Source organism: Streptomyces sp. NPDC046335 (assembly GCF_055587985.1).
The window spans coordinates 397,513-417,526 of the sequence record NZ_JBVJFF010000008.1; the positions used below are offsets into that span (position 1 = coordinate 397,513).

General features: G+C 72.0%; 20 protein-coding genes. 14 read left to right on the forward strand and 6 right to left on the reverse strand.

The annotated features are described in order from the left end of the window. The first annotated feature begins 48 nt into the window (after positions 1–48). The 3 genes from ACZ6JY_RS22040 to ACZ6JY_RS22050 all read left to right on the forward strand — a co-directional run bounded on the left by ACZ6JY_RS22040 (position 49) and on the right by ACZ6JY_RS22050 (position 4,506). Entirely contained in the window at positions 49–873 is an 825-nt protein-coding gene (locus tag ACZ6JY_RS22040) for a purine-nucleoside phosphorylase (RefSeq protein WP_469197881.1), read from the forward strand. 450 nt (positions 874–1,323) lie between these two features. After that, positions 1,324–2,967: a phospho-sugar mutase gene (locus ACZ6JY_RS22045; protein WP_469197883.1), complete on the forward strand. Its 1,644-nt coding sequence runs from the start codon at positions 1,324–1,326 to the stop codon at positions 2,965–2,967. 330 nt (positions 2,968–3,297) lie between these two features. Further along, positions 3,298–4,506 carry a hypothetical protein gene (locus ACZ6JY_RS22050; protein WP_469197885.1) on the forward strand — a complete coding sequence of 403 codons (1,209 nt, stop codon included), beginning with the start codon at positions 3,298–3,300 and terminating at the stop codon, positions 4,504–4,506. Between the two features lie 24 nt (positions 4,507–4,530). On the opposite strand, the gene ACZ6JY_RS22055 is transcribed toward ACZ6JY_RS22050, so the two are convergent. Continuing rightward, on the reverse strand, positions 4,531–5,169 hold the full coding sequence (locus ACZ6JY_RS22055) for a PH domain-containing protein (protein WP_469197887.1): 639 nt from the start codon (positions 5,167–5,169) through the stop codon (positions 4,531–4,533). Between the two features lie 528 nt (positions 5,170–5,697). On the opposite strand from ACZ6JY_RS22055, the gene deoC reads away from it, so the two are divergent. From deoC to ACZ6JY_RS22070, 3 genes are read left to right on the forward strand one after another with little or no spacing between them, the layout of a single operon-like run. After that, positions 5,698–6,636: a deoxyribose-phosphate aldolase gene (gene deoC, locus ACZ6JY_RS22060; protein WP_469198039.1), complete on the forward strand. Its 939-nt coding sequence runs from the start codon at positions 5,698–5,700 to the stop codon at positions 6,634–6,636. Between the two features lie 5 nt (positions 6,637–6,641). After that, the gene (locus ACZ6JY_RS22065) at positions 6,642–8,078 is read left to right on the forward strand and encodes an aldehyde dehydrogenase family protein (protein WP_469197889.1); all 1,437 of its coding nucleotides are present in this window, start codon (positions 6,642–6,644) and stop codon (positions 8,076–8,078) included. Beyond that, complete coding sequence (locus ACZ6JY_RS22070) at positions 8,071–8,955, forward strand: aldehyde dehydrogenase family protein (RefSeq protein ID WP_469197892.1); 885 nt, start codon at positions 8,071–8,073, stop codon at positions 8,953–8,955. Before ACZ6JY_RS22065 ends, ACZ6JY_RS22070 begins: the two co-directional genes overlap by 8 nt. 69 nt (positions 8,956–9,024) lie before the next feature. Here ACZ6JY_RS22070 and ACZ6JY_RS22075 read toward each other — a convergent pair whose 3' ends face one another. Next, positions 9,025–9,777, reverse strand: coding sequence for a TetR/AcrR family transcriptional regulator (locus tag ACZ6JY_RS22075; RefSeq protein ID WP_469197894.1), 753 nt, complete (start codon positions 9,775–9,777; stop codon positions 9,025–9,027). 126 nt (positions 9,778–9,903) lie between these two features. Here ACZ6JY_RS22075 and ACZ6JY_RS22080 point away from each other — a divergent pair, with 126 nt between their 5' ends. Then, positions 9,904–10,512, forward strand: a complete 609-nt coding sequence (locus ACZ6JY_RS22080) for an NADPH-dependent FMN reductase (RefSeq protein WP_469197895.1) — start codon at positions 9,904–9,906, stop codon at positions 10,510–10,512. 25 nt (positions 10,513–10,537) lie between these two features. Then, positions 10,538–12,079: an MDR family MFS transporter gene (locus tag ACZ6JY_RS22085; protein WP_469197897.1), complete on the forward strand. Its 1,542-nt coding sequence runs from the start codon at positions 10,538–10,540 to the stop codon at positions 12,077–12,079. A gap of 47 nt (positions 12,080–12,126) precedes the next feature. On the opposite strand, the gene ACZ6JY_RS22090 is transcribed toward ACZ6JY_RS22085, so the two are convergent. Beyond that, on the reverse strand, positions 12,127–12,558 hold the full coding sequence (locus ACZ6JY_RS22090) for a hypothetical protein (protein WP_469197898.1): 432 nt from the start codon (positions 12,556–12,558) through the stop codon (positions 12,127–12,129). 218 nt (positions 12,559–12,776) lie between these two features. Between ACZ6JY_RS22090 and ACZ6JY_RS22095 the strand changes: the two genes are divergently transcribed. Then, positions 12,777–13,415, forward strand: coding sequence for a uridine kinase family protein (locus ACZ6JY_RS22095; protein ID WP_469197900.1), 639 nt, complete (start codon positions 12,777–12,779; stop codon positions 13,413–13,415). 185 nt (positions 13,416–13,600) lie between these two features. On the opposite strand, the gene ACZ6JY_RS22100 is transcribed toward ACZ6JY_RS22095, so the two are convergent. Beyond that, entirely contained in the window at positions 13,601–14,326 is a 726-nt protein-coding gene (locus tag ACZ6JY_RS22100) for a SigE family RNA polymerase sigma factor (RefSeq protein ID WP_469197902.1), read from the reverse strand. Positions 14,327–14,542: 216 nt separating this feature from the next. Here ACZ6JY_RS22100 and afsQ1 point away from each other — a divergent pair, with 216 nt between their 5' ends. The 5 genes from afsQ1 to ACZ6JY_RS22125 all read left to right on the forward strand — a co-directional run bounded on the left by afsQ1 (position 14,543) and on the right by ACZ6JY_RS22125 (position 18,280). After that, the gene (afsQ1, locus tag ACZ6JY_RS22105; protein ID WP_030562528.1) at positions 14,543–15,220 is read left to right on the forward strand and encodes a two-component system response regulator AfsQ1; all 678 of its coding nucleotides are present in this window, start codon (positions 14,543–14,545) and stop codon (positions 15,218–15,220) included. Beyond that, entirely contained in the window at positions 15,217–16,767 is a 1,551-nt protein-coding gene (locus tag ACZ6JY_RS22110) for an ATP-binding protein (RefSeq protein ID WP_469197904.1), read from the forward strand. The genes afsQ1 and ACZ6JY_RS22110 overlap by 4 nt, the downstream gene beginning before the upstream one ends. Next, on the forward strand, positions 16,764–17,366 hold the full coding sequence (locus tag ACZ6JY_RS22115; RefSeq protein WP_469197906.1) for a hypothetical protein: 603 nt from the start codon (positions 16,764–16,766) through the stop codon (positions 17,364–17,366). The genes ACZ6JY_RS22110 and ACZ6JY_RS22115 overlap by 4 nt, the downstream gene beginning before the upstream one ends. A gap of 71 nt (positions 17,367–17,437) precedes the next feature. Further along, a complete protein-coding gene (locus tag ACZ6JY_RS22120) occupies positions 17,438–17,986 on the forward strand; it encodes a VanZ family protein (RefSeq protein ID WP_469197907.1) in 549 nt (182 codons plus the stop codon). A gap of 90 nt (positions 17,987–18,076) precedes the next feature. Then, entirely contained in the window at positions 18,077–18,280 is a 204-nt protein-coding gene (locus tag ACZ6JY_RS22125; protein ID WP_469197909.1) for a PspC domain-containing protein, read from the forward strand. A 65-nt stretch (positions 18,281–18,345) separates the two neighbouring features. Here the strand turns inward: ACZ6JY_RS22125 and ACZ6JY_RS22130 are convergent, their stop codons facing one another. Together ACZ6JY_RS22130 and ACZ6JY_RS22135 are read right to left on the reverse strand one after the other, a co-directional pair. Next, positions 18,346–18,693: an ATP-binding protein gene (locus tag ACZ6JY_RS22130; protein ID WP_469197911.1), complete on the reverse strand. Its 348-nt coding sequence runs from the start codon at positions 18,691–18,693 to the stop codon at positions 18,346–18,348. A 149-nt stretch (positions 18,694–18,842) separates the two neighbouring features. Continuing rightward, positions 18,843–20,012 (reverse strand): adenosine deaminase, encoded by a 1,170-nt coding sequence (locus ACZ6JY_RS22135; RefSeq protein ID WP_469197913.1) that lies wholly within the window; start codon positions 20,010–20,012, stop codon positions 18,843–18,845. Positions 20,013–20,014 lie beyond the last annotated feature (2 nt).

Consider the following 20,014-nt stretch of genomic DNA (forward strand, 5'->3'; position numbering starts at 1 on the left):
AGCATCGTCATCTACGCGCGTAGGGCGGGAGCGGCTACTCTCGTCGGCGTGAACGCTTCAGTTATTCCGGACAGCATCCAGGGCGACCCGTACGCCGCCGCCGACGCCGCCGCCGCGCGCCTGCGCGAGCTGACGGGCGCAGAGACCCACGACGTCGCCCTCGTGATGGGCTCCGGCTGGGCGCCGGCCGTCGGCGCGCTGGGCGAGCCGGAGGCGGAGTTCCCCGTCACCGAGCTGCCCGGCTTCCCGCCGCCGGCGGTCGAGGGCCACGGCGGCCGCATCCGCTCCATCAAGATCGGTGAGAAGCGGGCGCTGGTCTTCCTGGGCCGCACCCACTACTACGAGGGCCGTGGCGTCGCCGCCGTCTCGCACGGCGTACGCACCGCCGTGGCCGCGGGCTGCAAGACGATCGTGCTGACCAACGGCTGCGGTGGTCTGCGCGAGGGCATGCGCCCGGGTCAGCCGGTGCTGATCAGCGACCACCTCAACCTGACGGCCACGTCGCCGATCGTCGGGGCGAACTTCGTGGACCTCACCGACCTCTACTCGCCGCGGCTGCGGACGCTCTGCAAGGAGATCGACGCGTCCCTGGAGGAGGGTGTCTACGCCCAGTTCCCCGGCCCGCACTACGAGACTCCGGCGGAGATCCGTATGGCCCGCACGATCGGTGCGGACCTGGTCGGCATGTCCACCGTCTTGGAGGCGATCGCCGCGCGCGAGGCCGGGGCGGAGGTCCTCGGCATCTCCCTGGTCACGAACCTTGCCGCGGGCATGACGGGTGAGCCCCTCAACCACGAGGAGGTTCTCCAGGCGGGCCGCGACAGTGCCGCCCGCATGGGCGAGCTCCTCGGCCAGGTCCTCACCCGCATCTGACCTCGCGGCCCCCGCCGCCGGTTGCCCCGGGGCTGCCGTCCCCGGGGGCCGCCACCGCCGGTTGCCCCGGGGTCTCCCCTGCCCCGGCGCTCCGCGCCGGATGTCTCCCACCCACCCACCCGGTACTCCGCGGCTGCGAATGGATGAGCTGGCGGAACCAGGTAGGAGCCCGCAGGCGCGGTCCGAGGCGAGGGGACGTGTCGGTATGTCTGCCCGGAGCACGGTACACATGGCTACAGGCCCCCCGAAGCGGCCAAGCAGCCACGCAGGCGATAGCGAGGACGGACATACCGGCGCGGCCCCGCCCCACAACCAACCGAAGGCGACCGCAGACGGACGCCCCGCAACCAGGACGCCTCCCGTCCAGCCGAAGCACGACCACCAGCACCCCCGGACCCCCGGACCCCCAGAACCGCTAAAGCGAAGCCGCAACGAAAGGCTGACGACACCGTGCACGACGACCCCGAACTCACCGCACGGGCCCACGCCTGGCTGGCCGAGGACCCGGACCCCGAGACCCGCGAAGAGCTGGCCAAGCTCATCGACGCCGAGGACACCGAAGAGCTGGCGGCACGCTTCGCCGGCACCCTCCAGTTCGGCACCGCCGGCCTCCGGGGCGAACTCGGCGCGGGCCCCATGCGAATGAACCGCTCCGTCGTCATCCGCGCCGCGGCAGGCCTGGCCGCGTACCTCAAGGCGAAGGGCCAGGCGGACGGCCTGGTGGTCGTGGGCTACGACGCCCGCCACAAGTCCGCGGACTTCGCCCGCGACACCGCCGCCGTGATGACGGGCGCGGGCCTGAAGGCGGCCGTGCTCCCCCGCCCGCTCCCCACCCCCGTACTCGCCTTCGCCATACGCCACCTCGGCGCGGCGGCAGGCGTAGAGGTGACGGCCAGCCACAACCCGCCGCGCGACAACGGCTACAAGGTCTACCTGGGCGACGGTTCCCAGATCGTCCCGCCCGCGGACGCGGAGATCGCGGCGGAGATCGACGCGGTCGCGTCACTCGACGACGTCCCGCGCCCCGAGACCGGCTGGCAGATCCTCGGCGACGAGGTCCTGGAGGCCTACCTGTCCCGCACGGACGCGGTCCTGGCCCCGGATTCCCCCCGTACGGCCCGCGTCGTCTACACGGCGATGCACGGCGTCGGCAAGGAGACCCTGCTCGCGGCGTTCGACCGGGCGGGCTTCCCGGCCCCGGTCCTCGTGGCCGAGCAGGCCGAGCCGGACCCGGACTTCCCGACGGTGGCGTTCCCGAACCCGGAGGAGCCGGGCGCGATGGACCTGGCCTTCGCGACGGCGGCCCGCGCCACCCCCGCGCCCGACCTGATCATCGCCAACGACCCGGACGCGGACCGCTGCGCGGCGGCGGTCATGGACGGCGGCGAGTGGCGGATGCTGCGGGGCGACGAAGTGGGCGCCCTGCTCGCCGCGCACCTGGTCGGACGCGGAGCGCGAGGCACGTTCGCCGAGTCGATCGTCTCCTCCTCCCTCCTGGGCAGGATCGCGGCGAAGGCGGGCCTGCCGTACGAGGAGACGCTGACCGGCTTCAAGTGGATCGCCCGCGTCGACGGCCTGCGCTACGGCTACGAGGAGGCGCTCGGCTACTGCGTGGACCCCGAGGGCGTACGCGACAAGGACGGCATCACGGCGGCGCTCCTGCTCACGGAGTTGGCGTCCGAGCTCAAGGAACAGGACCGCACGCTCCTCGACCTGCTCGACGACCTGGCCGTGGAGCACGGTCTGCACGCCACCGACCAGCTCTCGGTCCGCGTGGAGGACCTGTCCCTGATCGCGGCCGCGATGCGCCGCCTGCGCGAGCAGCCGCCCACCGGGCTCGCGGGGCTGCCCGTGACGAAGGCGGAGGACCTGACGCGGGGCACGCAGACGCTGCCGCCCACGGACGGCCTGCGCTACACGCTCGACGGCGCCCGCGTCATCGTCCGCCCCAGCGGCACCGAGCCGAAGCTCAAGTGCTACCTGGAGGTGGTCGTCCCGGTGGCGGACAAGCCCGAGCTGCCGGCGGCCCGCGCACGGGCGACGGCCCTCCTGACGGCCATCAAGCGCGACCTCGCGACGGCAGCGGGCATCTGACACGACGCGGACGCCCGGCGTGCGAACCGGAAGCCCGGCACGCGAACCGGACGCCCGGCACACCGAGCCGAAGCCCGGCACACGGAGCCGGAAGCCCAGCATGCGGAACCGGCCTCCCGGAGGCCGGAGGCCAGAGGCCAGGCGACCGGAGGCCGGAGGCCGGAGACCCGGAGGCCGGAGACCCGGGCCGGAGGCCCGAGGCCCGGCAAGGCTGCCGGGTCACCCCTCCGGGTGATTCCGCCGGAGCAACTGCCGCAGTGCCCGGTGCGCTGCCGGTCCCCCAGGAAGGGACGACCGGTAGCGCACTTTCACGTTCCGGGAGCCGCCGCAGTGCCGTACGGATTCTCCGAGCCCTCGACAGCCGTCCCGTCACGCGTCCCCGCGTCCAGGTGCCCCGACGACGCCCCGCACCCGCCCCGCGGCTTCGCGGGGCGCGCGGCCCGTGCCCTGCGCCACGCCTGGCCCGCCCTCGCCGGATACGCGGCCGTACGCGGGATCGGCCTGCTGGTGTTCACCGTGTGGGCGCACCGCGAGCACCGCGGGGTGCGGCATCTGCTCATGGAGTCCTGGGACTGCGACTGGTACCTGCGGATCGCGAGCGACGGCTACGCCCACGAGCTCGGCACCCGCATCGACGGCAACAACCTCGCCTTCTTCCCCCTCTACCCGCTGCTCGTCAGGGCGGGCGACGCCCTGCTGCCCTGGCTGCCGAGGGGCGCGGCGGGCCTGTCGGTCTCGCTGGCCGCCTCGCTGCTCGCGGCGTGGGGGATCTTCGCGGTGGGCGACCGGCTGTACGGGCGCAGGACCGGGGTGCTCCTCGCCGTCCTCTGGGGCAGCCTGCCGGTGGCCCTGGTGCAGTGGATGGGCTACACGGAGTCCCTCTTCACGGCGCTCTGCGCGTGGTCGCTGTACGCGGTGCTCAGCGGCCGCTGGCTGTGGGCGGGCTCTCTGGCTGCCCTCGCGGGCCTCACGCGCCCCACGGGCGTCGCGGTGGCCGCGGCGGTGTCCCTGACGGCCCTGCTGGCCCTGCGGCGGTCCGTCGCCGTGAGACCGCTCCTGGGTGCCGTCGTCGCACCCCTCGGCTGGCTCTCGTACGTCGGCTGGGTGGGCCTGCGTCTCGGCCGCTGGGACGGCTACTTCGCCGTACAGAGGCTGTGGCGCAACGAGTGGGACGGCGGCGTCGGGACGCTGCGGCGGATGCGGGATCTCTTCGTGACCGAGCGTCCCGCGCTGTTCGTGGCGGTGGTGACGGCGGTACTGCTCGGCTCGGTCGTGCTCTTCGTACTGTCGGCGTGCGACCGGCAGCCGCTGCCCCTGCTCGTCTTCAGCGGCCTGCTGCTGGCGATCGTGCTGGGCAGCAGCGGCGTCTACTTCCCCCGGGCCCGCTTCGTGCTCCCCGCCTTCCCGCTGCTGCTGCCGGTCGCCGTGGCACTGGCCCGCGCGAGGACGCACGTACTGGTGACGCTCCTGGGCACGGCGGCACTCACGTCGGCCGTACTCGGCGGCCACATGCTCCTGGGCTGGCACGGGCCGCCGTGAGGCTCCGTAAGCCAAAGGAATGGATCAGGTGACCGCGAGGAGCACCACGAGCAGGATCGCCCCGGCGACGCTCGGCACGACGATCTCGTAGGCCCAGCGGACCGTGGGCTCGCCCTGCGCGGTCTCGGCGTCGGCCTGCCGCTCGGAGAGCTCGCGGAGTTCGTCCATGACCTGGTCGCCCTCGGAGCGGGTGGGTTTGGCCGACGGGTCGAGGAAGGGCCGGCCGCCCGTCACCGGGTCGCCCGCCGCCGCGGCCTGCGACTGCCTGCGCGCCGCCTTCTTGCGGCCGCGCAGGGAGACGGGGATCGCCCAGAGCTGGTACTTGGCGCCGGACGTGGTGACCGCCTCGTTGGAGTAGCTGGAGCGCAGCGTCGCGATGGACGCCCACGGCAGCGTGACGGTCCTGAAGGGGTTGCGGACGCGGAGCCGGTCGTCGTTGGCGTACACGGCGGGGCGCACGGTGAACGCGACGACCAGCGGTACCGCCAGGAGCAGCCCGGCGAGCGCGAGCCACGGGGTGCGGCCCTCGCCGCGGATGACCGCGTCGATGCCTAGCCAGGCGCCCAGGGCGAGCAGGAGGACGCCGCCCGCGATGCCGGCGGGGGACCGGAAGGTGCGGTCCTTGTATGCGGGCTCCGCCACGGGGTTCTGAGGGTCGCTCATACCCTTGATTCTGCCTGACGCCACGGCTAGGGCCTCCCGCCGGTCCGCACATGCGTACGTACCGGGCCTGCGGGGTGATATCGGCGGGGTCACCGCCCGTGGCCGTGTCGCGTTCGGTCGGTTGCGGACGGTCCATCTTCAGCCGGTCGTGGTCGCGTCTGCCTTCGGTCGGTTGTGGGGCGGGGCCGCGCCGGTATGTCCGTCCTCGCTATCGCCTGCGTGGCTGCTGGGCCGCTTCGGAGGCCTGTAGCCATGCGTACCGTGCTCCGGGCAGACATACCGACACGTCCCCTCGCCTCGGACCACCCGTGCGGGCTCCTACCCGGTTCCGCCAGCTCATCCATTCGCAGCCGCGGAGTACCGGGCGGGTGGGTGGGAGACATCCGGCGCGGAGCGCCGGGGCAGGGGAGACCCCGGGGCAACCGGCGGCGGCCACCGCGAGGCCAGGCGCGGGGCAACCGGCGGCGGCCACCGCGAGGGACACCCCTGTACAGCCGCTACGCGCGTAGATATGCTCAGCTCGTGACCATGCCCACTGCATTCGCTGACGTGACCGCGTCCGACAGCACGCTGCGCCGCTTCCTCCACGGGCTGCCCGGCGTCGACACGGTCGGCCTGGAGGCGCGTGCCGCCTCGCTCGGAACCCGTTCGATCAAGACCACGGCGAAGGCGTACGCCATCGACCTGGCCATCTCGATGATCGACCTGACGACCCTTGAGGGCGCCGACACCCCCGGCAAGGTCCGGGCGCTCGGCGCGAAGGCCGTCAACCCCGACCCCACCGACCGTGGCACGCCGCGCACCGCGGCCGTCTGCGTCTATCCGGACATGGTCGCCACCGCCAGGGCCGCCGTCGGGGACAGCGGCGTGAAGGTCGCCTCCGTGGCGACGGCCTTCCCCGCGGGCCGCGCCGCCATCGAGGTCAAGCTCGGCGACGTGCGCGAGGCCGTCGCCGCCGGCGCCGACGAGATCGACATGGTCATCGACCGGGGCGCCTTCCTCTCCGGCGACTACATGACCGTGTTCGAGCAGATCCGCGCCGTGAAGGAGGCCTGCGGCACCGCCCGCCTGAAGGTCATCTTCGAGACCGGTGAGCTGTCGACGTACGACAACATCAGGCGCGCCAGCTGGATCGGCATGATCGCGGGCGCCGACTTCATCAAGACCTCGACCGGCAAGGTCGGCGTCAACGCCACCCCGGCCAACACCCTGCTCATGCTGGAGGCCGTCCGCGACTTCCGCGCGCAGACCGGGGTGCAGATCGGCGTGAAGCCCGCCGGCGGCATCCGCACGACCAAGGACGCGGTGAAGTTCCTCGTGCTCGTCAACGAGACGGCGGGGGCCGACTGGCTGGACAACCACTGGTTCCGCTTCGGCGCCTCGTCGCTCCTCAACGACCTGCTGATGCAGCGCCAGAAGCTGGCCACGGGCCGCTACTCCGGCCCCGACTACGTGACGGTGGACTGATCCAGATGACTTCCCCCTTCGAGTACGCCCCGGCGCCCGAGTCCCGCTCGGTCGTCGACATCGCGCCGAGCTACGGCCTGTTCATCGACGGCGAGTTCACCGAGGCCGCCGACGGCAAGGTCTTCAAGACGGTCTCCCCGGCCACCGAGGAGGTCCTCTCCGAGGTCGCGCAGGCCGGCGAAGCCGACGTCGACCGTGCGGTGTGGGCCGCCCGCAAGGCGTTCGAGACATGGTCGGCGCTGCCGGGCGCCGAGCGAGCCAAGTACCTCTTCCGGATCGCCAGGATCATCCAGGAGCGCAGCCGCGAGCTGGCCGTCCTGGAGACGCTGGACAACGGAAAGCCCATCAAGGAGACCCGCGACGCCGACCTCCCGCTGGTCGCCGCGCACTTCTTCTACTACGCGGGCTGGGCCGACAAGCTCGACCACGCCGGGTACGGGAGGAACCCCGCGCCGCTCGGCGTCGCGGGCCAGGTCATCCCGTGGAACTTCCCGCTGCTCATGCTGGCCTGGAAGATCGCTCCGGCGCTCGCGACCGGCAACACGGTCGTCCTGAAGCCCGCCGAGACGACTCCGCTGTCGGCGCTGTTCTTCGCGGACATCTGCCGCCAGGCGGGTCTCCCGAAGGGCGTCGTCAACATCCTTCCCGGGTACGGCGACGCGGGCGCGGCCCTGACCGCCCACCCGGACGTGAACAAGGTCGCGTTCACCGGCTCGACGGCCGTCGGCAAGGCCATCGCCCGCCAGGTCGCGGGCACCGGCAAGAAGGTCACGCTTGAACTGGGCGGCAAGGGCGCGAACATCGTCTTCGACGACGCCCCCATCGACCAGGCGGTCGAGGGCATCGTCACCGGCATCTTCTTCAACCAGGGCCAGGTCTGCTGCGCCGGGTCGCGTCTCCTCGTACAGGAGTCGATCCAGGACGAGCTGCTCGACTCGCTGAAGCGGCGGCTCTCGACCCTGCGCCTCGGTGACCCGCTGGACAAGAACACCGACATCGGCGCCATCAACTCCGCCGAGCAGCTCGCCCGTATCACCGCGCTCGCCGAGACCGGTGAGGCGGAGGGCGCCGAGCGCTGGTCCGCGCCCTGCGAGCTGCCGGAGAGCGGCTACTGGTTCGCGCCGACCCTCTTCACCAACGTCACGCAGGCGCACACCATCGCCCGTGACGAGATCTTCGGCCCGGTGCTCTCCGTCCTGTCCTTCCGCACGCCGGACGAGGCGGTCGCCAAGGCCAACAACACGCAGTACGGCCTCTCCGCCGGCATCTGGACGGAGAAGGGTTCGCGCATCCTCGCGGTCGCGAACAAGCTCCGGGCGGGCGTCGTCTGGGCCAACACTTTCAACAAGTTCGACCCGACGTCGCCGTTCGGCGGCTACAAGGAGTCGGGCTTCGGCCGCGAGGGCGGCCGGCACGGGCTGGAGGCGTACCTCGATGTCTGACCGACTCACGGTTCTCAAGACCTACAAGCTGTACGTCGGGGGCAAGTTCCCCCGCTCCGAGAGCGGCCGGGTGTACGAGGTGAACGACTCAAAGGGCAGGTGGCTCGCGAACGCGCCCCTCGCCTCCCGCAAGGACGCCCGTGACGCGGTCGTCGCCGCCCGCAAGGCCTTCGGCGGCTGGTCGGGCGCGACCGCGTACAACCGCGGCCAGGTCCTCTACCGCGTCGCGGAGATGCTGGAGGGCCGCAAGGACCAGTTCGTGCGGGAGGTCAGGGACGCGGAGGGCATCTCCAAGTCCGAGGCCGCCGCGCAGGTCGACGCGGCGATCGACCGCTGGGTCTGGTACGCGGGCTGGACCGACAAGATCGCCCAGGTGGCGGGCGGGGCCAACCCGGTCGCGGGCCCGTATCTCAACCTGTCGACGCCGGAGCCGACGGGCGTCGTCACGGTCGTCGCGCCCCAGGAGTCGTCGTTCCTCGGCCTGGTCTCGGTGCTCGCCCCGGTGATCGCGACGGGCAACACGGCCGTGGTGATCGCCTCCGAGAAGTACCCGCTGCCCGCCCTCTCGCTGGGTGAGGTTCTCGCGACCTCCGACGTTCCCGGCGGTGTGGTCAACATCCTCACCGGGAGGACCGCCGAGATCGCGGCGCCGCTCGCCGCCCACCAGGACGTCAACGCGATCGACCTCACGGGCGCGGACGCGGACCTGGCGCGTGACCTGGAGGTCGCCGCCGCCGACAACCTCAAGCGGGTGCTGCGTCCACAGGCTGTGGACTTCTCGGCCGACCCGGGCACGCACCGCCTGACGGCCTTCCTGGAGACCAAGACGGTCTGGCACCCCACGGGCTCCCTGGGCGCGTCGGGCTCGGCCTACTAGCCACTCCCCGCACAGCGAGGCCCCGGCCCCCTCCGTCCAGGAGGCCGGGGCTTCGTGCTGTCCGGTCCGTCAGGCCCCGTCGCCCGGGCCGATGCCGAAGCGGGCGGCGATGCCGTCGAGCACGCACTCCAGGCCGGTCTCGAACTGCCAGGCGGCGTCGTCCTTGCGGCCCTCGCCGAGGGCGTAGCGCCGGTAGGTCGGATAGCGGCCGGTGCCCATCAGGTACATCATCTGCGGCGCCAGCGCGCGGCGCGTGTCGTCGCCGCTGCTCCAGCCGTTGTCGTCCATGTACTGGCGCAGCGCGACCTCGGACTGCGTCGCCCCGTGCGCGTAGGCGCTGACCGCGCGGAAGGCGGCCATCACCGAGTCGGTGTCCATTCCGTGGCCGTCGAGCGCCGCGAGCTGCCGCTCCGCCGCCGCCATGCGGTTCGGCGTCAGCGTGAAGTTCGGTGCGGGGAGCTGGGCGAGCCAGGGGTGGCGCAGCGTCATGGCGCGGTTGCCGTGGGCGTAGGCGCGCAGCACCTCGCGCCAGCCGGTCACCTCTTCGGGCACGGTCAGTTCCCCCATGACCTGGTCGACCATGAGCGCCCACAGGTCGTCCTTGCCGGAGACATGGCGGTACGCGGCCATGGGGGCGACGCCCAGCTCGGTGGCGAGGCGGCGCATAGTGACGGCGGCGCTGCCTTCGGCGTCGGCCACGCGCACGGCGACGGCGGCGATCTTCTGCGGTGTCAGAGAGGCGCGGGGCGCGGCCGCGGGGCGCTCCACGCGCTCCCACAGCACGGGCGGTTCGGCGCCGCTGCTCTTCTGCTGGGCTGCCACGGGGGCTCCTCTCGACGGACGACTTGTGTACAGCGTATCCCCAGTGGACGCCGTACACATTCGTGTGTACGTTGTACGCACCAGATACGCCGTACACAACGGCGGCGTACGCAACGGGGGGTCCCCATGAACACGAGCCCGCAGTCACAGCCCCGGCCGCTCCGCATCGCGGTCGTCGTCGGCTCCACCCGCGAGGGCCGCTTCGCGCCCATCGTCACCCAGTGGATCAAGAGCCACCTCGACCAGCGCGACGACATGAGCGTCGACGTCGTCGACCTCGCCGAGACGCCGCTGCCCACCGTCCTCCCGGCCTTCGGTCAGCCGCCCGCCGCCGGCACCGAGGAGGCGCTCGCCCAGGTCTCACCCCGCCTGGCGGCGGCCGACGCCTTCGTCTTCGTCACACCTGAGTACAACCACAGCTTCCCCGCGACGCTGAAGAACGCCATCGACTGGCACAACGAGCAGTGGCACGCCAAGCCGGTCGGCTTCGTCTCCTACGGCGGCATCTCGGGCGGCCTGCGCGCGGTCGAACAGCTCCGCCTCGTCATGGCAGAGCTGAACGCGACGACCATCCGCAACACGGTCAGCCTGCACAACGCCTGGGGCCTCTTCGACGAGGAGCACACGATGCGCGACCCGCAGAGCGACACCGCCGCCAAGGCCATGCTCGACCAGCTCGCCTGGTGGGCCCGCGCGCTGAGCGAGGCCAGGGCCGCCCGCCCGTACTCCGCCTGAGGCCCCGCCACCACCCGGGAGAGCCATGAACCAGCGCACGGAAGCGGCGGACCCCACGGTCACCCGGGCCGCGGAGCCCTCCCGCCTCGCCATGCTCGGGCTGCTGCTCGGCATCATCCTGGCCACGCTCGACGGCACCATCGTCGGCACCGCCCTGCCCACGATCGTCGGTGACCTCGGCGGCCTCGGCCACTTCTCCTGGGTGGTCACGGCCTATCTGCTCACCGCCGCCGTCTCGACCCCGATCTGGGGCAAGGCCGGCGACCTGTACGGCCGCAAGGGCAGCTACCTGACCTCGATCGCCGTCTTCCTCGTCGGCTCGGTGCTCTGCGGAGCCGCGCAGGACATGGCCCAGCTCATCGCCTTCCGGGGGCTCCAGGGCATCGGTGCGGGCGGCCTCTTCGTGGGCGCGCTCTCCCTCATCGGCACGCTCCTGCCGCCGGCGCGGGCGGGGCGCGCGCAGTCCATGATCGGCGTGATGCTGCCGGTCGCCATGATCGGCGGCCCGCTGCTCGGCGGCTTCCTCACCGACCAGCTGGACTGGCGCTGGGTCTTCTACGTCAACGTGCCCGTGGGCGCCGCCGCACTGCTGATCGTCGGCCTCCTCATCCGGCCGACCGGCGAGCACAGCACCGCCCGTATCGACTACGCGGGCGTCGCGCTCCTCACCACGGGCATCCTCGCCCTCACCCTGCTGGGCACCTGGGGCGGCACGACGTACGAGTGGATCTCCCCGCAGCTCGCCGCCCTCGCGCTGATCGCCGCGGCCTCGCTGGCCGCCTTCGTACGCGTGGAACGGCGCGCTCCCGAACCGGTCATCCCGCCGCGCCTGTTCCGCGACCGCAACTTCACCGTCGCCCAGGTGCTCACCTTCCTGGCGGGCGCGGCGATGCTGGGCGCGGCGAGCTATCTGCCGCAGTACATGCAGTTCGTCCGCGGCATGTCCTCGACGGCGAGCGGTCTGCTGCTGCTTCCGCTGATGCTCGGCATGATGGGCGCGCAGCTCGCCATCGGCCGGGCGGTCGGCAAGGGCGGCGGCTACCGGATCTACCCGATCGCGGGCGGCGCGGTCGCCACGGCGGGCGCGCTCGCCCTGCTGACGCTGGACGTGGACACCGCCACGGGCGTGGCCTCCGCGCTGACGTTCGTCCTGGGGGTGGGCCTCGGCTGCCTGTTGCAGCCGTCCCTGCTGATCACCATGAACAGCGCGGAACCCCGCGACATGGGCGCCGCGAGCGGCACCACCACGCTGCTGCGCACCATCGGCGGCTCCCTCGGCGTGGCCGTGCTCGGCTCCTTCTACACCGGCCGCATGACCGACACCCTCACGGAACGGCTCGGCGAGGACGGCGAGCGCCTCGCGGGCGGCCACCAGCTGACGCCGGAGGCGCTGCGGGGCATGCCGGAGCCGGTGCGGGACGCCTTCGGGGCCGCGGTCACCGGCGGGCTGCACGGCGTCATGACCGGCACGGCCGTCCTGTGCGCCCTGACGCTCGCGGCGGCCTGGCTGATCCGCGAGGTACCCCTGCGGTCGAACCCCGGCACGGCATCCACCGAAGCCTCGTAGGCCCCTGGCCCGGCCGCCCGCTGTCCGCCGCCCGCCGTCTCCGCCCGCTAGCCCGGCAGCAGCCCCGTCACCGGGCCCACCACCGGCAGGTCGCTCACGGAGCCGCCGCGGGTGATCGGGCCGGTGACGGCGGCCGTGCTGATCGGCTTGAAGTCCGCGATCTGGGTGCCGAGGGAGTTGTCGAGCGGGTCGGTGCCGGTGTTCGCCAGCGGGTCGAGCTGGAGGGACTTGGCGGGGGCGAGGCCGCCTGCCGCCGAACTGCGCAGCGCGCCCGTCAGCGCCTCGACGGTCGAGATGCCGTGCCCGGCGTCGGCCGGCTCGGCGGTCCCGGCCGCGGGCGGTGCCGCGACCGGTTCCGCGGCACCGGCGGCCGCACCCCCCGCGCCGAGCGCGGCACCCGCCGCGGTGAGCGTCAGCCCCGCGCGCAGCAGTCCGCGGGCGCCGGGACGGAGTGATGTGCGAGCCGCGTGTCGTGCCATGAGTACCGTCCGCATCCCTGTGTGGTGAGTAAGTACGCGAGCACGCAGCGTAGTTGACGCGTACGGGAGGCGCCACAGGCGGCCCCGGGAGCTCAAACGCGCGTTCCCGCATCCCTTTTCGCGGTCCGTTCACGGCCGGTATGGGCATGCTTCGCGCCGCCGTTGATAATGACTCCCGACCACTCGAGGCGAACCAACATCTGAAAAGGGTCAGCGCATTGGGATCCCAGCCCCCGACACCCGCCCGCGTCGTGCTGCTCTGCGGCCCCTCGGGCTCGGGCAAGTCCGTCTTCGCCGCCCGCTCCGGGCTCCCCGTGCTCTGCCTGGACGACTTCTACAAGGAGGGCGACGACCCCACGTTGCCGCTCGTCCCCGGCAGCGCGGACATCGACTGGGACTCGCCCGCCTCCTGGGACGCGGACGTGGCGCTCGCCGCCATCGAGGAGCTGTGCCGTACGGGGCGTACGCGCGTCCCGGTGTACGACATCGCGACCAGCGCGCGCGTCGGCCAGGAGTCCCTGGACATCGAGCGCACCCCGCTGTTCATCGCCGAGGGCATCTTCGCGGCGGACATCGTGGAGCGGTGCCGGGAGAACGGCGTGCTCGCCGACGCGATCTGTCTGCGGGGCCGGCCCTCCACCACGTTCCGGCGGCGGCTGCTGCGGGATCTGCGCGAGGGGCGCAAGTCGGTGCCGTTCCTGCTGCGCAGGGGCTGGCGGCTGATGCGCGCGGAACGCGCCATCGTGGCCCGGCAGGCCGCCCTCGGGGCGTACCCCTGTGCCAAGGGTGAGGCCCTGGGGAGGGTTGCCGCCGCTGCCGCCGGGCGGCGTGTCGCGGCGGGCGTCGACGCCGGCTGACGGGCCGCCCCGCTCCGGCAGGCCCCGGGAGCGCCCGCCCCCGGACAAGCAGAAGGACCGGAAAGACCCCCCGGCCTTCCGGTCCCGCTACTTGTCTCCCCCGTGTTCCCCGCTTGTTCCCCCGTGCTCCGCCGCGTCCCCCCGGAGCGACGGCCCCCGTACTTCCCCCGTGTTCCCCCCGATCCTCAGGCGACCAACTCGCCGAAGGACTCCTCCTGGTCACGCCCGAAGCTGAGGACCTCGTCCTCGCGCATCCGGCGGAGCGAGCGCCAGATGCTGGACTTCACCGTGCCCACGCTGATGTCGAGGATGTCCGCGATCTCCGGGTCGGTGCGGCCCTCGTAGTAGCGGAGGACCAGCATCGTGCGCTGGAGTTCGGGCAGCCGGGCCAGGGCCTGCCACAGCACGGCGCGCAGCTCGGTGCCGCGCATCGCGTCCGTGTCGCCCACCGTCTCCGGCAGTTCCTCGGTCGGATACTCGTTCAGCTTGCGGCGGCGCCACGCGCTGATGTGCAGGTTCGTCATGGTGCGGCGGAGGTAGCCCCCCACCGCGGCCTTGTCGCTGATCCGGTCCCAGGCCCGGTACGTCGAGAAGAGGGCGCTCTGGAGCAGGTCCTCGGCCTCGTACCGGTCACCGGTCAGGTGGTAGGCGGTGGCGTACAGGGAGGCGCGGCGCTCCTGGACGTAGGCGGTGAACTCCGCCTCCGACAAGCTCTTCCGCTCCCCCGGTTCCTCCCCGTACGCGGTTCCCCCGTGAGGTGCGTCAACCACCGTCATGTACGTGGTGTGCTGACGCCCGGTACCGCGAGCGCACCCCCGCCCGCTCACGGCACCGGACTTCTCAGAGCTCCGGCCGACATCGTGGAGACGCGTGACAACTGCGCTTGACCTGGTGCTGTGCAGCGTATTCATCTCGCGCCCCCCATCGGTGGAGTCCGGTTCATTCGGTCTGTGCTGTGGTGCTTTTTGCTTGTGACCAGAACTCTGCCGGACCCACTTCATGACGGTGTCCGCCGACTGTCACAGGCCTGTCACAGGGGTCCGCCACCCCGTATCGCGCGTGAGGGTGAGGTGAGGGAGCGCTCCAGCAGTCGTACTGGAGCCCTGGCATGGGACAGAATGACGTTCGTGCCTTCCCTGTTGCTGATCGAGGACGACGACGCCATCCGGACGGCCCTGGAGCTTTCGCTGACGCGCCAGGGACACCGGGTGGCCACTGCTGCCACCGGCGAGGACGGCCTGAAGCTGCTCAGCGAGCAGCGGCCGGACCTGATCGTGCTGGATGTGATGCTGCCGGGCATCGACGGGTTCGAGGTGTGCCGTCGCATCCGGCGCACCGACCAGTTGCCGATCATCCTGCTGACCGCGCGCAGCGATGACATCGACGTGGTCGTGGGCCTGGAGTCCGGTGCCGACGACTACGTGGTGAAACCCGTGCAGGGCCGCGTCCTCGACGCGCGCATCCGGGCCGTGCTGCGGCGCGGCGAGCGCGAGGCGAACGACGCGGCGACGTTCGGTTCGCTGGTCATCGACCGCGCGGCGATGACGGTGACGAAGAACGGGGAGGACCTCCAGCTCACCCCGACCGAGCTGCGGCTGCTCCTGGAGCTGAGCCGCAGGCCCGGACAGGCGCTGTCGCGACAGCAGTTGCTGCGCCTGGTGTGGGAGCACGACTACCTCGGTGACTCGCGGCTCGTGGACGCGTGCGTGCAGCGGCTGCGCGCCAAGGTCGAGGACGTGCCGTCGTCGCCCACGCTGATCCGTACGGTGCGCGGGGTCGGCTACCGGCTGGACACGCCTCAGTGACCAAACCGCAGGACAAGCTCCGCGCCCTGCCCGCGGCGCGCAGGGCCGTGCTCGCGGGAATCCGCTTCACGAGTCTGCGACTGCGTCTCGTGCTGGTGTTCGGCCTCGTGGCGCTGACCGCCGCCGTCTCCGCGTCCGGCATCGCGTACTGGCTCAACCGCGAGGCCGTGCTGACGCGTGCGCAGGACGCGGCGCTCAAGGACTTCCGGCAGCAGATGCAGACGCGGGCCGGCGCGCTGCCCGCCAACCCCTCGCAGGAGGAACTCCAGGTCGCGGCCGGGCAGATGGCGAACAGCAGCCAGCGTTACAGCGTGCTGCTCGTCGCCGAGAAGAAGGGCGGCGGCCGGATAGTCGGCTACTCCGACCTGGACGCCTTCACGCTCGCCAAGGTCCCCCGCTCACTTCAGAAAGCGGTGGCCAAGCGGCAGCCGGTCACCTCGGGCAACAAGAGCCCCCACCACCTGTACTGGCAGCGGACCTCCGAGCACGGCACCCCGTATCTGGTCGGCGGCGCCGAGGTGATCGGCGGCGGCCCGACCGGCTACATGCTGAAGTCGCTGGAGCCGGAGGCCAAGGACCTCAGTTCGCTCGGCTGGTCCCTCGCGATCGCCACCGCGCTGGCCCTGATCGGCTCCGCGCTGCTCGCCCAGGCCGCCGCGACGACCGTGCTCAAACCGGTGCACCGCCTCGGGGTGGCCGCGCGCAGGCTGGGCGAGGGCAAGCTCGACACCCGGCTGCGCGTCTCCGGCACCGACGAACTCGCCGACCTGTCCCGGACGTTCAACAGGACCGCCGAGAACCTGGAGAAGAAGGTCGCCGACATGAGCGCCCGTGACGAGGCGTCGCGCCGCTTCGTCGCCGACATGTCGCACGAGCTGCGCACCCCGCTGACCGCCATCACGGCCGTCACCGAGATCCTGGAGGAGGAGCTCGACGCGGAGACCGGCTCCGTCGACCCGATGATCGAACCGGCCGTACGCCTGGTGGTGAGCGAGACCCGCCGCCTGAACGACCTCGTGGAGAACCTCATGGAGGTCACCCGCTTCGACGCGGGCACCGCGCGCCTGGTCCTGGACGACGTGGACATCGCCGACCAGATCACGGCGTGCATCGACACCCGCGCCTGGCTGGACGCGGTCGAGCTCGACGCCGAGCGCGGCATCACCGTACGCCTCGACCCGCGCCGCCTCGACGTCATCCTCGCCAACCTCATCGGCAACGCCCTCAAGCACGGCGGTTCCCCGGTGGAGGTCTCGGCCCGCCTGGAGGACGCGGAGCTCGTCATCTCCGTACGCGATCACGGTCCCGGCATTCCCGCGGACATCCTGCCGCACGTCTTCGACCGCTTCTACAAGGCGAGCGCGTCCAGGCCGCGGTCCGAGGGCAGCGGCCTCGGCCTGTCCATCGCCCTGGAGAACGCGCACATCCACGGCGGTGAGATCTCCGCGGCCAACTGCCCGACGGGCGGCGCGGTGTTCACGCTGCGGCTGCCGCGGGACGGCGGAAGCCCCGAAGAGCCCGCCGAGACCGAGGGAGAGCCCGCATGACGGGGCGTCGTACGCGTGCCGCGGTCGTCACGGCCGTGCTGGCCGCCGGGCTCGCCGGCTGCGGGATCAGGTCCACGGAGGTGCCGACCGACTTCGGGCCCGCGCCGTCGCGGGTGCCGTGCGTGATGTCGGGCTCCAGCATCGCCTCGCAGTCGGGCAGCGAGGTCCCCGTGCAGGTCTTCCTGGTCTGCGCGGCGCAGCTCGTGACCGTCGACCGGGCCGTGCGGGTCCACGAGGACAAGGCGACCACCGACCGGGTACGGATCGCGCAGGCCCTGCTCGACGAGCTGGCCGCGCCCCCTTCGGAGGCCGAGAAACAGGCCGGCTTCGCCACGGACGTACGCGGCGGAACCACGGTCTCCGGGCCTTCGCGGGGTGAGCCGGATGAGGCGCTGCGCCTCAGCAGGCCGCCGCAGGATCTTTCCGCGTTCGCGCTCGCGCAGATCGTGTGCACGCTGGCCGACAGCGCGGCGTCGGCCCAGGACCAGACGGTGATCATGGGTGGACCGGGTGATGATCCGCTGCGGCGCTACACGTGCGCGCCGGAGGTCCGCTCGCGGCCGGGCTCGGTGGAGCCCCCTTCTGAGACGGTGCGGTAACAGAAGCGACCGTGGGGTAACAGGCACACGGACGCGGAACCGATCCTGCCGCCCATGACGTCTTGGGGGGCGTGCGTCAAGGCTCGGGCGGCCGTACCGCCGCCATCCGCTTCCGTGCGGCGGGAGGATTCCTCCTCGCCGCGCACCTTCTGCTCGTCGGATGGATCACGCTGCGTCCACTGGACGTCCCCTGGGTGAGCGCCGCGAATCTACAGCCGCTCGCCGGGATCAAGGCGGATCTGGCGCTCGGCGGAGTGCAGGCCACCCGCCGGATCGGCGAGGCCCTGCTGCTGCTCGCGCCGCTCGGCGCGCTGCTCCCGCTGGCCGGCGGCCGGCTCGTCGTGTCGCCGTGGGGTTCCCTGGTGCGAACCGTCGCCGCGGGGGCGCTGCTCTCGCTCGGCATCGAACTGCTCCAGACCGGCGTGCCCGGTCAGGTCGTCGACATCGACTCGCTGCTCCTGAACACGCTCGGGGTGGCGGCCGTCCATCTCGCGGTCGTGCCGGCGGCGCGTGCCAGGCTCCGCCACCACGCGGAGCTCGAGCGCGGCGCGGCCCTCCCCCGGGAGGACACGTCTCAGGGTGCGACCCCGACGATTCCCAGGGTCGGGATCGCACCGTAGAGCGACGCTTCGTACCGCTTTCCGGTCGTAGCGTGGAGACATCGGGGCATACGAGAAGCCTCCCGTCCACGGTTCACGAAGGAGCCCGACATGACCGCCCTTGCCCGCCCCACGCACGGCCGGATGATCGGCGGAGTGTGCGCAGCCCTCGCCAAGCGCTTCGGCACCTCCGCGAAGACGATGCGCGTGATCTTCGTGGTCTCCTGTCTGCTCCCCGGCCCGCAGTTCCTGCTCTATCTCGCGATGTGGCTCCTGCTGCCCTCCGAGGACAAGGCCCGCCGAACGGCCTGGTGACCGAGACACGATGGGGCGCCCCTCCCGTGCGGAGGGGCGCCCCATTCGTCGTGCCGTGAGCCTGCCTAGAGCGGCACGCCGTTCAGTCCGGTGCCGTTGACCGGCAGGCCGTCGAGCACGGCGCCGAGCGCGTCCTTGCGGTCCGTCGACGTGAGCGACCGGGCGGCCTCTTCCGCGATGGGCTGCGCGGCCATGCCGCCAAGGAGGGCGCCCTGCGCCACGGACTCGGAGGTGACCCCGGGCGGCGTCTTGGCGAGCTGGTCGAGCGGGAGGGCCGAGACGACGGTGCCGAGGGCCGCGGCGTCAGGGACGACGGGGGCGGCGGGGGCGGCGCTCGCGGCACCTGCTCCGGCGGCGGCGAAGGCGGCACCGAGAGCGGCGACACCGAGGGTCTTGGCGGCAGACTGCTTCATCTTCAGGGCGTCCTTGCGAATTCGATGACGGGGATCCGGGCGGTTCAACGACCGCGCGGCCTCCGGATCACGGGCGCAGGACGCGAAGAGCGGCCGGGTGGCGTACTCCCCGGCCGCTCCGGTGCCCGCGGCGACGCGCGGGCCGTGCGCTACTTCGCGGTGGACGCGCTGGTGGAGACGGTCTGACGGAACAGCCACTCGGACTTCAGTTCGGCGTAGCCGGGCTTGATCACGTCGTTGATCATCGCGAGCCGCTCATCGAAAGGAATGAACGCTGATTTCATCGCATTGACCGTGAACCACTGCATGTCGTCGAGCGTGTAGCCGAACGTTTCGACCAGGTGCTCGAACTCGCGGCTCATGCTGGTGCCCGACATCAGCCGGTTGTCGGTGTTCACCGTGGCCCGGAAGTGCAGCTTCCGCAGCATGCCGATGGGGTGCTCGGCGTACGAGGACGCGGCGGCCGTCTGGAGGTTCGACGTCGGGCAGAGCTCCAGGGGGATGCGCTTGTCCCGTACGTAACTGGCGAGGCGGCCCAGGCGCACGCTGCCGTCCTCCGCGACCTCGATGTCGTCGATGATGCGCACGCCGTGGCCGAGGCGGTCGGCGCCGCACCACTGCAGGGCCTGCCAGATCGACGGCAGGCCGAAGGCCTCGCCCGCGTGGATCGTGAAGTGGTTGTTCTCGCGCTTGAGGAACTCGAAGGCGTCGAGGTGGCGGGTGGGAGGGAAGCCCGCCTCCGCGCCCGCGATGTCGAAGCCGACGACGCCGAGGTCGCGGTAGCGGTTGGCCAGCTCGGCGATCTCCAGGGCGCGGGCGGCGTGCCGCATGGCGGTGAGCAGCGCGCCCACGCGGATGCGGTGGCCGTTCTCCTTCGCGCGGCGCTCGCCCAAGCGGAAGCCCTCGTTGACCGCCTCGACGACCTCTTCGAGGGTGAGGCCCTGCTCCAGGTGCTGCTCGGGGGCGTACCTGATCTCGGCGTAGACCACGCCGTCCTCGGCGAGGTCCTCGGCGCACTCAGCGGCCACGCGCTTGAGGGCGTCCTTCGTCTGCATCACCGCGCAGGTGTGCGCGAAGGTCTCCAGATACCGCTCCAGGGACCCGGAGTCGGCCGCCTCGCGGAACCAGATCCCGAGCTTGTCGGGGTCGGTCTCGGGCAGTCCCTCGTACCCGTTCTCCCGGGCGAGGTCGACGATCGTGCCGGGGCGCAGGCCACCGTCGAGGTGGTCGTGGAGGAGCACCTTCGGGGCGCGGCGGATCTGTTCGGCGCTGGGCGTCTCGCGGTCCGTGTGACCGGTCGTGTGAGTCTGGCTCGTCATTT